Below are 13805 nucleotides of genomic sequence, written 5' to 3' on the forward strand. Positions count from 1 at the left end.
GGCGTCACCCGCTGCGGCGATGGGGGTCGAGGACGTTGCGCAGGCCAGCGCTCAGCGTGTTGAAGCCGGCCACGGTCAGAAACAGCGCGATGCCGGGTCCGAGCAGGAACCATGGCTGCAACTGGTAGAGGGATGAGCGCTGCGCCTCGGCGATCATATTGCCCCAGCTCGGCTGCGGCGCCTGCACGCCGACGCCGAGGAAGGAGAGCGTCGCTTCGGCGATGATGTTGGTCGGCAGTTGTACCGCCCAGTAGACCAGGATGACCGGCGCGATGTTGGGCAGGATCTCGCGCATGATGATCCTGGCCTTCGAGGCGCCGATCGTCTGCGCGGCTTCCACCAGCGGGCTGCGGCGCAGGACAAACACCAGGCCACGCGTCAGCCGGGCAAAGTAGGTCCAGGAAAACAGGGTTATGATCAGCACCACCACCAGGGAGGGCGCAACAAACGGCTTGCCATCGACGCCCCGGTTCAGCGACAGGAGGCTGAGCGCGGTGACGATGAACGGAAACGACAAAGCGACGTCCACCGCCTGCGAAATGACGCGGTCGACGCGACCGGCAAGAAATCCGCTGACGAGGCCAATGGCGGTGCCGATGATCATGGCAAGCGTGGTCGCCGGGATGGCGATGGCCAGCGATACGCGCGCGCCGTAGAGCGTTCTGACCAGCACGTCGCGGCCGTTGCCGTCGGCGCCAAGTGGAAATTCGAACGTGGGGCCAGTCGGCAGTCCCATCTCGGTCAACGCCGTATCGCGGAACTGCTCCGTCACCCCGTGCCCCAGCAGCCATGCGACCACTGGCGCCAGCAGCGCACCGGCGGTGACGAAGCCTATGATCAGCGCGCCGATGCGAAAGGACCGTTCGCGCAGCAGCGCTCGCAGAAGCAGCGACCTGTAGGAATTCACCACCTCGCCATGCCCCAGCAGGACGTGGTCCTGGACGGACGCCAGGGCACGGATCTCAGGCATGCGCGGCGATCCGCTCGGGAACCGGGTTGCGCCGCAGGACCTTGCCGGGGATCGCGTCTATCAGCCTGACCGTGTAGGGATGCCGGGGAGCGCCGAAGACACGGCCTGTCTCGCCGGCTTCCACGATGACGCCCTTCTCCAGCACGATGACGCGGTCGCACAGTTCCGACACGACGCCGAGATCATGCGAGATGAAGAGCAACGACAGGCCTCGCTGCCGGCGAATGGTCTGCAGCAGCCTGATGATCTTCGCCTGCGTCGTGATGTCGAGTGCCGATACCGGCTCGTCGGCGACGATCAGCGAGGGTTCGAGCGCGATGGCGCGCGCAATGGCGACACGCTGCCGCTGGCCACCTGAAAGCTGGGCCGGGAAACGATCCAGCACGTCGTCGGGAAGTTCCACGTCGCGCACCAGATCCTGCACGCGCCGGCGTATCGCCGCGGTGTCCAGTCTGGTGCCGATGATGAAGGGTTCCGCCAGAATGGACCGGATGCGCCGCCGCGGGTTGAGGCTTGCATAGGGGTCTTGAAAGATAACCTGTATGTCCGACCGCAATTGCCGGTCGATGGCGATGCCGCCGACACCCGGACGCGAATAGATACGCTCCCGCAGGGAGATGCTGCCCTCGTCCGGCCGGTCGAGCCCGGCGATCAGCCGGCCGATTGTCGACTTGCCGGAACCGGATTCGCCGACGAGGCCGACGATCTCGTTTTCGCGGACGGTGAACGAGATATCCGTGAGCACCGGCCTGATCAGACCGCCTGCGGCGGAGCGGCCTGCGAACGAACGCGCGATTGCCGAGACGGAGAGCAAATCGGGCATCGACGGCAGGGCCGGGAGTAGCGATGATCGCGCCGCGCGGGCCACCAGGCCGCCAAGCCGCGCTGCACCGAGCAGCTCCCTGGTGTAGGCTTGGCGCGGTGCCCTGTAGATCAGCTCGGCCGGCGCCTGCTCCACGACGTGCCCCGCGCGCATCACCAGGACATCGTCGGCGATGTCCGAAACGACGGCCAGATCGTGGCTGACGAAGATCATTGCCGTGCCGTGGTCCTGCTGAATTCGCTTCAGCAGGTCGAGGATCGAGGCCTGCACGGTCACGTCCAGCGCCGTCGTCGGCTCGTCGGCGATGATGAGGCCGGGATTGAGCGCGATCGCCGCGGCAATCATCACACGCTGGCGCATGCCGCCGGAGAACTGCCTGGGATAGTCGTTCACTCGGGCCGCAGGATCGGGAATGCCTACATCGGCCAGCAGATCGAGAACGCGCCCACGCAGCTCCCGGCGTCCCACCTTGCGGTGCGCGGTGATCGCTTCCGCGATCTGCTGGCCGATGGTCTTCAGCGGATGAAGGTTGCTGAGCGGGTCCTGGAAGATGAAGCCGATATCGGCGCCTCTCCGCCGGCGCAGGTCGCCGGCGGAGAGGCCCAGTATCTCATCGCCCTTGTGCAGCACGCTGCCGCGAACGCTCGCCGCCGGCGGCAGAAGGCCGGTGGCGCCGAGCAGCGACACACTCTTGCCCGAGCCCGATTCGCCGACGATGGCGAGTGTCTTGCCTGGCTCGACTCCAAACGAGACGCCATGCACCACCTCCACCGCGCCGAATGCGACGCGCAGATCGGCGACAGAGAAGATGGGCACGCGCGCCTCCTTTTGCCGATCCGGCCTTGCTACTGCTTGAGGGCTATGTTGGTGATGTCGGCATTCACGGCCAGCGACGACCACACCCAGTTGGCGAGGCGATCGGAAGTGACCACGACCTTGCGCTTCTCGAACAACGGGATCCATGGCAGATCGGCGGAGACGAGTTTGTCGGCCTTCGTCCAGATCGGTCCCGGATCGTCGGAGGGATAGGCCTGCGCCGCGAGCTTGTTGAGTTCCGGATTGCTGTAGCAGATGGCGTGGACGTTGCCGGTGCCGCAAGGTGCCGCGTCCGAATTCAGCCAGCCGCCGAGGAGCATGCGCGTGCTCGGTCCCTGCCAATCCGGGGAGAATGTTCCGCCCAGGGAAAGATCCCAACGGCTCTTCGGATCCTGGATGAAGGCGTACCACTGTGTGGGCGGGATCGGGATCAGGTTGAGCGTGATACCCGCTGCTTCCAGATCCTCCTTCAGCGTCACGGCAATCGCTTCGAACTGCGCGTTGCCCCTGTAGATCGCGTCGAACGCAATGCCATTCGGATATCCCGCTTCGGCGAGCAGTTCCTTTGCCTTGGCCGGATCACCCCTGTAGCTTTCGGTCGGATACGGGTCGAACTTCTCGTAGCCGAGAATGGTCGAGGTGATGATCTGGGTGAGCGGCACCGCGCCGATCGAGCCAGCCTGGGTCTGCGCCAGATGTTCGCGGTTCACCGCATAGGTCAGCGCCTGCCGGACCTTCAGCTTGCGCAGCGCCTCGGCCCCGTCGCTCTTGACCTCCGGCCGCTGGTTGAAGGTGATGAAGTTCGCCGATCCACTGTTCGTCACATGGATATCGGGGCTCTTCTGCGACAGGAAGCGCTGGATCGTCGGGATGGGCGGGATGTCGAGATAAAGCGACAGATCGGCCTCTCCGGCGATGATCTTCTGGACGACGCTGTCCTCGCTGTTGGCGGTGAAATCGATGTCGATCTCATCGGCATAGGCCTTGCGCGCCTGGTCGGACTCCGGCTTGAAATTCTTTGCCTTCTTCAGGACCAGCTTCTGACCCTGCTCGTAGGTGTCGACATAGTAAGGGCCGCTGGACGGCAGGTTCTTGCGCGACTCCAGCGAGTCCGGGAAATATTTGGACGCGATCTCGGGCGCCACCGGCGACACGAAGTTCATCGAAAGGATGTTGAGGAAGTCGTAGTTCTTGGTGTCCGACTTGATGACCAGCGTGTGCTCGTCGGGAGCCGAGACGCCGGCAATCTCGTGCGTGTCGGTGAAAGCCTTGGTCGCCGCGAGATCGCCTGTCGGCACTTTCGCGAATTCCTTGCAGTAATCGACGAAGCCGGAGATCACGAGGTTGAAATAGTTGATGGCGGCGACCTGCTTGTTGGGATCGCAGAAGCGCTTGACCCCATAGACGAAATCACTGGAGACGATCTTGCGCTCGAGGCTGCCGGAGAAGAACACGTCGTCCTTCAAATGGAAGGTGTAGACCTTGCCGTCGTCGCTGATGTCCCAGGACTTGGCGAGATCCGGCACGAGCGTGGTGTCCTCCTTGAGGCCGGCTGGCGAGCCGGGATAGGTCACCAACTGGCGCGTTGTTGCGCGCAGGATTTCCCAGGAATCGATGCTGTAGCCGGTGAGCGGATCGAACGCATCGAGATCGGACTGGATCGAAGCAATCCGCAGGACCCCGCCATGTTTCAGATCTTCCGCCTGCGCGGATGAACCAAGAACATAAATCGACAGAATGCCACCTGCAATTCCCAATAGTAACTTACGCGCAACATGTGTTGTCATTACTTCTCTCCGATTATAAATAATTCTTCAAAATACCATCGCATTTAGCGAGAATAATTTTGAGATAAAATTACCCATTTTTCAAACACACTTTCAAAATACATTTTATATTAGCTCCGCCTGTCAAAACATTGTTCCGGAATGAGGCAAGGCCGGCGCCGTGAACAGCGTGTCGAGCGTTTCGACCGCAGCCCGGTCGAAGTCGCCGAGGCGCCCCGTCTGCGCGAGCTGCCACCACTTCACGCCGCCGAGATAGGCCGCCGAAACCGCGGCCACGTCCGTCACCACGGCGGCGGACAGATTGGTGCGCTCGGCTCCTTCTGGCGAGAGGCGCAGCCTGGTCGCGTTCTCGGGCAGGATGGCATCGGAGACTTCCAGCACGACGCTGCCCTGCCCGGCATAGGACCGGGCTGTTAGAGCCTTTTCAGCGTCCAGGAGCCGCAGCCATGTTTCGTCGCGCGCCGCCGAAACGCGAACGCTTCGAAAATCCTCGAACAGCCACGGCAGCAGATCGTCCGCGGGACGGCTCCAGAAGACGATGCGATGCGGCAGGTCGACCGCCAGCAGATGTGCGACCAGCGCGACATAGGCGGCCGGACTGTAGGCCACGATATCATCGACCACGATGGTGCGTTCCGAGCTGGTGAACCAGCTGTCGAGGCCGACAGGGTGATAGCGCACGAACCCGGTTTCCGAACCCTTGTCGCCGTGAACGGCGACGTAGTTAGGCGTGCCGCTGTGCGTCTGGCGCAACGCCTGAAAATCCCACCAATAGGCCGAGCGTGTGATGACGCCCGCGCGCGAAACAGGCTGACCCGCGTAGATGCGCGCCTGTATCGCCCAGGCATCGTCGCTGTCGATCAGCCGAATCTTGTCGGAGTACGTCAGCCCTGCCCGCAGGCGCGCGCGCTGGGTGTCGACTTCCAGGCTGACAGAAGTATTGGCGATCGCATAGCCAAAGTTGCCGTAGATGCGCGCGTCGGAGGCCCGCAAGGTGGCCGCCGCCTCGCCCTGTTCGCGCGCGGCGCGCAGCTGCGCCTTGAACAGCGCCGTGGCGGCGCCACGCCGCGTATGGGTGGGCAGCACGCCGACATGGGTGACCGCGGCCTGCGGCAACCAGGCGCCGCCGGGAACCGCGATCCGTCCCGAATAGGAGTCGGTTGTGCCAACGAGTGTCTCGCCGTCGAAGGCGCCCCAGGTGCGATCCGGCTCGAAGAGTCTGTCGATCAGCGCGTCGTCGATCGGGCCGAGCGGCGGCAGGCCGACCATGGCCGTGCGGAAGGTGCGTGCGGCCTGCGCTAGTTCGGCCTTCCCGGTCAGCAGGCGCACATCCGATATCATGATGCCTTCCGCGTGGGCACGGCTTCAGGCTTGTGCGCTTCCGGCTGCGGCGGCTGCGCATAGGTTCGCGGTCTCGGCAGCGTTTCGGCCAGCAGATATGTGCCGACCTCGCGCGCCCGGTAGGAGACCGGATCGTGGACGGTATGGGTGCGCGCGTTGCGCCAATAGATGTCGAGGCCATATTTGTTGGCCGTCGAGCGCGCGCCCGTCGCTTCGAAGATGCGCGCCGTCACGTCGAGCACGACGTCGTTGGCGACGATCTTGCCCTGGTCGATGATCGTTGCGAGTTCGCCCCATTGCTGCGCCGTCACCGACGCTCCGGCATGCAGTGCCGCCTCGTAAAGCGCCGCGGCCTTGTCGGCGATTGCTATGCCCGCCGCAATGCCGGCGGATAGCCGGCCGAACAGCACCAGATGGTAGGGATCGTCGATCGCCCGTTCCAGCCCGGACTCCGGCCAGGGCCGGCCGAAGCGGCGGACATGATCGGCGGCGGCGGCAAGAGCGCCCTCGGCGATGCCGAGATAGAAATTGATGAAGATGAGCTGGCTGAACAGGACGCGCAGGCCGTCGCGCAATTCGACATCGCCCTCATAATCGTCGAGGGCGCTGAGCAGCTCATCCTCGAAGACTTCGACACGGTCGAAAGTGACACTGCCGCTCGCCGTCAGTCTCTGGCCGAGATTGTCCCAGTCGCCGCCGAAGCTGATGCCCTTGCGCGTCGGCGGGATCTGATAGTGAGCGCGTTTGCCGTTGTCCCAGAGGCTGACGGTGATGACTTGGGCCACCGAGGCGCCGGTTGCGAAGGTGCGTCTGCCGTTCAGGAAGCGGCGGTCGCCGACATGCTCGATCTCGTTCCACTGGTCGCGCGGGTTGCTGACGCCGCCCTGGAACCAGCCTTGTGCGCCGACGCCACGCGCCGTCTTTTCCCACTGCTGACGCGTGCCGAGAATGTAAGTCCAGACACCGTTGGAATAATGATACGCGATCAGTTGTCCGATCGAGCCGTCGGCGGCCGCGATGATGCGGCTGATCTTGAGCGCCTGGACGAGGTTTGCGCCGGCGCCGCCGAATTCGCGTGGCGCAGCCAAGCCGAGCAGGCCGCTTTCGCGCAGCAGCGCCAGTTCTTCCACCGGGTCCTTGTTTGCCCGGTCGCGTTCGAGCGCCGTTGCCGCGAGTTGCCGCGCCACGTCGCGGGCCTTCTCGGCCCAGGTCTCGAATTCGGCGTCGCTGAGGCCCGGATAGATCTGAATGTCCGACATTGTCTTCTCGTCATGCTCCATTGTCGCGACCACCAAAGGCCGCACATGTTTCAGGCTGCGAGCAGCCCCTTCGATTTCAAGACCGCCAGCGCGCGTTCGGCGAAATGATAGGCTTCCTCGACATGCGGCTGGCCCGACAGGATGAAGTGGTCGAAACCGACGGCGTGGTACTCCTCGATGAGCGACGCCACCTGCTCGTGGCTGCCGACGATCGCGATGCCGGCGCCGCCGCGAACCAGGCCGTAGCCGGCCCACAGATGCGGCGATATTTCGAGATCGCGCACGCTGCGCGCGGTGAGCGCCGCGGTGCCGCTGTCGCTATGCAACGCGTTCATCCGGCGCTGGCCGGCCGATTCCGTGCGCGCCAGGATTGCCTGCGCCTGCGCGATCCGCTCCGGCGTCAGTCTCTCCAGCAGCCTCTCGGCCTCCTCCCAGGCCTGCGCCTCGGTATCGCGACTGATGACATGCAGGCGTATGCCGAAGCTTAGTTTGCGGCCCTGCGCGGCGGCGAGTTCCCGCACATGGCCTATCCGGGCAGCCTCGGTTGCCGGGCTCTCGCCCCAGACCAGATAGGTGTCGACATGGCGCGCGGCGACCGCTTGCGCAGCACCACTTGCGCCACCGAAGAAGATATCGGGAAGCGGCCATTTGCCGAAATCGATCTGGGCGCCTTCGATGTCATAGTGCTTTCCCCTGAAATCGAAGCGCCGGCCCGAACCGGCTGGCAGGACCACGCCGCGCAGGATCTCGAGGAACTCTCCCGTGCGTTCATAGCGCTGGTCGTGGCCGAGATGATCGCCGAAGCGTTTCTGCTCCAGCGGATCGCCTCCGGTGACGACGTTGAGCAGCAGCCGCCCACCCGATATGCGCTGAAGGGTCGCCGCCTGGTGGGCGACCAGCGTCGGCGAGATCAGGCCGGGACGGAAGGCGACGAGGAACTTCAACCGCGTGGTGACCTGCGCCAGTGCTGCCGTGACTATCCAGGCATCCTCGCACCAGGTTCCGGTCGGCGTCAGCACAGCTTCGAAGCCCAACGTCTCCGCGGTCTTGGCGACCAGCGAGAGATAATCGAGGCTCGCTTCCCGAAACCGCGATCGTGACGGGCCGTTGCCGAGAGGGGAATCATCGCCAGAGCCGACGATTTCCCGGCTGTCGCCGTTGGTCGGCAGATACCAGTGGAGATGGATGCCGCTCACTCGGCCGCCTCGACGATGGTACCCCAGTTCGAGCGGTCGCGTGCGGCTGTTCCCGGATGGTCGTCGCGCAGCAGCCGCTGGCCCGCTCCCTGGAAGCGCTCGCGGATCGTGGTGCCGGGCGCGCCACGTTCCCGGATGCGACCCCGCCGCCGCAGCTCCGGGACGACGAATTCGATGAAGTCCTCGAACGTGCCCGGACTGACGACATAGGCCAGGTTGAAGCCGTCGACGCCGGATTCATCGGCGATGCGTTCGAGCTCGTCGGCGATCCTCTGCGGTGAGCCGACCAGCTTGGGATGGATGCCGCCGAGCCCGATATACTCGGCGATCCCGGCCACGGTCCAGCGCCGGTCGGCATCGATCCGCGTCAGATTGGCAAGGGCTGAACGGCCGGCATTTGTCTCGATATATTCGAGCGGGTGGTCGAGTGGGTATTGCGACCAGTCGACGCCGGTCCATGCCGAAAACAGCGCCAGGGCCGCTTCGACACTGGTGTAGGATAGATAGTCCTTGTGCTTGGCCTCAGCCTCTTCGTCCGTGGCTCCGGTGATGACGGTGACCGCGGTGATAAACTTTATCGCATCCGGCGCCCGTCCGAGTTCGACGGCGCGGGCACGGATCGCCTCGACCGAGCGGCGGATGGAGGCCGTGCTGGTGCCGCCGAGGAACACCACCTCGCCGTTGCGAGCAGCGAATTCGCGCCCGCGCGGCGAGGTTCCCGCCTGGAACAGAAGCGGCGTGCGCTGCGGACTGGGCTGCGCGAGATGCGCGCCGGGCACGGAGAAATATTTGCCGAGATGGCCGATCGGATGGACTTTGGAAGGGTCGGTGTAGAGCCCCTTCTCGCGATCGTGCACGACCGCCCCGTCCTCCCAGGATCCCTCCCAGAGCTTGTAGGTGACATCCAGGAATTCCTGCGCCAGATCGTAACGCTCGTCATGGTCGATCTGGCGTTCCAGACCGAGATTCTTCGCCGCCGATTCCAGAACCGAGGTGACGACGTTCCAGGCGATGCGGCCCTTGGTCAGATGATCCAACGTGGTGAACTTGCGGGCCAGGAGATAGGGCTGCTCGTAAGTGGTCGACACGGTGATGCCGAAGCCGAGATGCCTGGTGGCGGCGGCCATTGCCGAGACCAGCAGCAGCGGGTCGTTGACCGGCGACTGGGCTGCGGTGCGCAGCGACGCATCCGGTGTCCCCCGGAAGACATCGAGGTGGCCAAGCGCGTCAGCGAGGAACAGCGCGTCGAAGCCGCCGTCGTCGAGCAGCTTGGCCAGCGAGGTCCAGTATTCGAGGCTGGTGTAGGTGTTGGCGCGGTCGCTCGGATGACGCCAGAGGCCCGCCGACACGTGACCGACCACGGTCATACCGAAGCCGTTGAGGATGAGAGGCTTGACCGCCTTATGGGTGGAACTTACCATGCTTCGGCTCACGAATAGTAGGTTGGCGGCGGCACACGGCCGTTAAGCGCGAAGTCACCGACTTCCAGCACCTTGTAGTGGACGGGATCATGCAGGCTGTGGGTGCGGACGTTGCGCCAGTAGCGGTCGAAGCCGAACGAGCGCGCCGTGGAGCGGGCGCCGGTCAGTTCGAATATGCGCGACGTCACCTCCAGGGCGACCTCGGTCGAATGCACCTTCGACTGGTAGGCGATTGCCGCGGCATGGCCACGCTCTTCCGCGGTGAGATCCCTGCCTCGCTCGAAGGCGCGCTGCACGGCCTCGCCGGCGGCGTCCGCGAGCGCCTGCGCGGACGCCAGCGCGATCGAAAGCCGGCCGAAGCGCTCGACAACCAGCGTATCCTCGGAGGCTTTCTTTGCCGGCGAGGACAGCCATGGCCTGCCGCGTTGGGTGACGTAATCCCTGGCGTCTTCCAGGGCGGCAAGGGCGGTGCCGAGATAAAGTTCGCCGAAGGCTGCATGAACGATCGGCACATGCAGCGTGGCATGCGGCGGATGAACCGTATCATCAGGCCAATGCCCGACCAGATCGTCGGCGGATGCGGCGACATTTTCGAGCGCCGCACTGCCGCTCACCGTTAGCCTCTGGCCGATATTGTCCCAGTCATTGCCGAAGCTGAGGCCTGACGTGGGGTTGGCGACGATGAACTGGCCGATATGACCGCTGGCATCGGTGCCGGCGATCCGCGTGCTCCCGGCAAAGCGCACCCAGACCTGCAGCGTGTCGGCCACCTGCGCACCACTGGTGAAAGGCTTGGCGCCGTTGAGCACGAAACCGCCGTCCACCTGCCTCGCCTCGACAAGCGGCTCATAGGCGGCCTGCGCGATGCCGGCATGAAACCAGCCCTTGGAGAGAAAGCCTTGAAGCCGTCTTTCGATCAGGGACTTGTTGTCGCCGTCCAATCCGATTGCCGTGCCGAAGAGATGGTAGATGACGATCTGGGCTATCGATGTATCGCCCCTGGCCAGGATGCGGACGATCCTGAGCACTTCGGTCGGCGTCGCGCCACCGCCGCCAAATCGCTTGGGAATATAGATCGTCAGCAGGCCGGCCAGACGCAAAAGGTCTATCTCGGCATGCGGGGCGGCCCCGGCCAGATCGCGCGCTGCAGCTGTTCGCTTGAGTTCGCGCACGACCTCCTCGGCCTTCTCGGCCCAGCCTTGGAAATCGCTGCGCTGTTCATGCTGAACGGTGGCGTGGATAGTCATGATACCAAAGCCTCCGGCTGACGGCCCTGCGAGAAAGCGTGTTGCGCCGCCGGATGATCGGCGGGCGGGCGGCTGTCACGCCCGAAGAGCCTGGAGCGCAGCGAGGGACCGAGATCCTCGCGAATGCGCCCGCGCCGCCGCAACTCGGGAACGACATGGGCGGAGAAATCGATGAAGCTGCCGGGGCTGACCACATGCGTCAAATTGATGCCGTCGGTATCGGTGGCTTCCAGCCATTGCTCGAGCTCGTCCGCAACGGTCTTCGGACCGCCGACAAACGACTTGCCGCGCCCAAAACCGCCCTCCGGGGAAAACGCCTGGCGCAAGGTCCACTGGCGGCCCGACGACGGGTCGTCGAACATGCGCAGCAGGGAGCGGTTGGAATCGGTTTCGGTGTAGCGGATAGGCTGGTCGAGATCGTGCCTGGAAAAATCGATGCCGGTCGTTGCCGAATAATGCACCAGCGCGCCTTCGACATCGTAGTGCGACCTGTAGTCAGCGAGCTTGGCGGCCGCGGCGGCGTCGGTTTCATCCGTGATCACCGAGACCGCGGATATGAACTTGATGCTGCCTGGAGCCCTGCCTTCATCGCGGGCAAGCCGCTTCACCTCAGCGACATTGCGGCGGATGCCATCGACATCGGCACCGGCGACAAAGACCACCTCCGCGTGACGAGCGGCAAAGCGCTGGCCGCGCGGCGAACCGCCCGCCTGGAACAGCACCGGCACCCTCTGCGGACTGGGCTCCGAGAGATGCGGACCCGGAACATTGAAGTAGCGACCGGAATGACCGATCGGATGGACCTTTTCCGGATCGGTATAGAGACCGTCCGGGTTGGCGGCGCTGCCGCGATCACGCACCAGGGCACCGTCTTCCCAGGAACCCTGCCAGAGCTTGTAGGCGACATCCATGAACTCGTCGGCGATCTCGTAGCGCTCGTCATGCGCCACCTGCCTGTCGAGACCGAGATTGCGCGCCGCGCTGTCGAGCTGCGAGGTGACGACGTTCCAGGCGATCCGCCCCTTGGTGAGATGATCGAGCGTGGTGAATTTGCGCGCCAGCAGATATGGCTTTTCGTAGGTCGTCGAAACGGTGACGCCGAAACCCAGCCGGCTTGTCGCGCCGGCAAGCGCTGAGACCAGCAACAGCGGATCGTTGACGGGGGACTGCACGCCCTTTGCCAGCGAGGCGTCGTATCCACCGCCATAGACGTCGAGAAGGCCCAGCGCGTCGGCGATGAACAAGCAATCGAAGCCGCCCTCCTCCAGTGCTTTGGCAAGTTCGATCCAGTAGTCGAGCTCGGCATGTCGATAGGCCTGGTCGGCCGGATGACGCCAAAGGCCGTAGGCGACATGGGAGACGGCATTCATGGTGAAGCCATTGAGAATAATAGGAGATTTTGCCATATGACAACCCAGACAAACGCGCTCAGCACGGGATCGATCTTTGTCTATGGATTTAGTGTAATTCAAAGCATCGCGCGTGGAGATTTTTCCTAAAGATCGCGGTGTTTGTGACAATCCATTACTGGATGGTGTCGAAGCGGCCAGTGTCGAGCCGCATCACCAAGGTTGTCGTCAAGCCATGCGGACAATCCATGCCCAGCTTCGCCGAACTGCGGCAGCGCATGGCTGCCCTGGCGCGATGCGACCCAGGGCGTTTCTCAGCAATGTGGCATATAAGCACCGCGGAAGTGCAAAACCGGCGCGATAGTTTCAGATCCTGCCAGCCGAACTGAGGGGCCCGCTCAAGCCAGCTCGAACCGCTCGATGGCGCGCATGATGCCACGCAGCTCGGCGAGGCCTTTCAGCCGGCCGATCAGCGAATAGCCGGGATTGATCCTGGTCTTGCCGATGTCGTCGGCGAGCAGATGGCCATGGTCGGGCCGCATCGGAATACGCCAGTCGGCACGGCCCTCTCGGCGGCGGCGTGCCTCTTCCTGCATCAGAGCGAGAATCACATTCGCCATGTCCGTGCCGCCCTCGAGATGCTCGGCCTCGTGGAACGAGCCGTCATCCTCGATGGTGATGTTGCGCAGATGGGCGAAATGGATGCGGTCGGCGAATTCCTTGACCATGGCGACGATGTCGTTGTCGGCGCGCGTGCCATAAGAGCCGGTGCAGAACGTCAGGCCGTTGGCGGGGCTGTCGACGGCGTTGAGGATGAAACGCGCATCCTCGGCGGTCGAAACGATGCGTGGCAGGCCATAGAGCGAGAAGGGCGGGTCGTCGGGATGGATACACATGCGCACCCCCTCCTCTTCGGCCACAGGAATGATCTCGCGCAGGAACCAGGCAAGGTTGTCGCGCAGCTCCCCTGGCCCGATCGCGTCGTATTCCGCCAGGGCCTCGCGAAAACTGTCCCTGTTATAACTGCGCTCGGTTGCCGGCAGGCCGGCGATCAGATTGCGCTCGATCCTGTCGATCGCCTCGCCGCTCAATTCCTTCAGCCGCGCTTCCGCCTCGGCGATGCGGGCGGGGGTATAGCCGGCCTCGGCATTGACGCGCTTCAGCACAAACAAATCGTAGGCCGCGAAATCGATCGCGTCGAAACGCAGCGCATAACCTGTCGTTGGCAGCCGATAGGCGAGATCCGTGCGCGTCCAGTCGACCACCGGCATGAAATTGTAGCAGACCGTCGCAATGCCGGCCTTGGCGAGCGCGCGGATTGAGTCGCGATAGTAGCCGGCGTAGCGCTCGCGTTCCGGCGTGCCGATCTTGAAGGAGTTGTGGACCGGAATGCTCTCGACCACCGACCATGTCAGGCCGGCGGCCTCGATGACACGCTTGCGCTCCAGAATGCTCTCGAGCGGCCAGGCGCGACCGTCGTAGATATCGTGCAAGGCGCTCACCACGCCGGTCGCACCGGCCTGCCTGACATGATCGAGCGTTACCGGATCGTTCGGTCCATACCAGCGCCAGCACTGTTCCATTGCCGCTTCCTTC

Annotated in this window: 10 protein-coding genes; all 10 read right to left on the minus strand. The window is 64.0% G+C overall.

The window, feature by feature from the left end; all coding sequences use genetic code 11:
- Positions 1–4 precede the first annotated feature (4 nt).
- Positions 5–970, minus strand: coding sequence for an ABC transporter permease (locus NKH95_RS07445; protein WP_081734743.1), 966 nt, complete (start codon positions 968–970; stop codon positions 5–7).
- Positions 963–2609, minus strand: coding sequence for a dipeptide ABC transporter ATP-binding protein (locus tag NKH95_RS07450; RefSeq protein ID WP_352891266.1), 1647 nt, complete (start codon positions 2607–2609; stop codon positions 963–965). The genes NKH95_RS07445 and NKH95_RS07450 overlap by 8 nt, the downstream gene beginning before the upstream one ends.
- A gap of 29 nt (positions 2610–2638) precedes the next feature.
- The gene (locus NKH95_RS07455; RefSeq protein ID WP_352891267.1) at positions 2639–4396 is read right to left on the minus strand and encodes an ABC transporter substrate-binding protein; all 1758 of its coding nucleotides are present in this window, start codon (positions 4394–4396) and stop codon (positions 2639–2641) included.
- A gap of 123 nt (positions 4397–4519) precedes the next feature.
- On the minus strand, positions 4520–5737 hold the full coding sequence (locus tag NKH95_RS07460; RefSeq protein ID WP_128302608.1) for a GNAT family N-acetyltransferase: 1218 nt from the start codon (positions 5735–5737) through the stop codon (positions 4520–4522).
- Positions 5734–6996: an acyl-CoA dehydrogenase family protein gene (locus NKH95_RS07465; RefSeq protein ID WP_206637988.1), complete on the minus strand. Its 1263-nt coding sequence runs from the start codon at positions 6994–6996 to the stop codon at positions 5734–5736. Before NKH95_RS07465 ends, NKH95_RS07460 begins: the two co-directional genes overlap by 4 nt.
- Before the next feature lie 50 nt (positions 6997–7046).
- Positions 7047–8192, minus strand: a complete 1146-nt coding sequence (locus NKH95_RS07470) for an LLM class flavin-dependent oxidoreductase (protein WP_352891268.1) — start codon at positions 8190–8192, stop codon at positions 7047–7049.
- On the minus strand, positions 8189–9613 hold the full coding sequence (locus tag NKH95_RS07475) for an LLM class flavin-dependent oxidoreductase (RefSeq protein WP_352440735.1): 1425 nt from the start codon (positions 9611–9613) through the stop codon (positions 8189–8191). Before NKH95_RS07475 ends, NKH95_RS07470 begins: the two co-directional genes overlap by 4 nt.
- 8 nt (positions 9614–9621) lie before the next feature.
- Positions 9622–10860 (minus strand): acyl-CoA dehydrogenase family protein, encoded by a 1239-nt coding sequence (locus tag NKH95_RS07480; RefSeq protein ID WP_352440736.1) that lies wholly within the window; start codon positions 10858–10860, stop codon positions 9622–9624.
- On the minus strand, positions 10857–12266 hold the full coding sequence (locus tag NKH95_RS07485; RefSeq protein WP_128302611.1) for an LLM class flavin-dependent oxidoreductase: 1410 nt from the start codon (positions 12264–12266) through the stop codon (positions 10857–10859). The genes NKH95_RS07480 and NKH95_RS07485 overlap by 4 nt, the downstream gene beginning before the upstream one ends.
- A gap of 341 nt (positions 12267–12607) precedes the next feature.
- Positions 12608–13792 carry a mannonate dehydratase gene (uxuA, locus tag NKH95_RS07490; protein ID WP_128302612.1) on the minus strand — a complete coding sequence of 395 codons (1185 nt, stop codon included), beginning with the start codon at positions 13790–13792 and terminating at the stop codon, positions 12608–12610.
- Between the last annotated feature and the right edge of the window lie 13 nt (positions 13793–13805).

Origin of the sequence: Mesorhizobium sp. M0848 (genome assembly GCF_040319805.1) — a bacterium.
Taxonomy (GTDB): domain Bacteria; phylum Pseudomonadota; class Alphaproteobacteria; order Rhizobiales; family Rhizobiaceae; genus Mesorhizobium.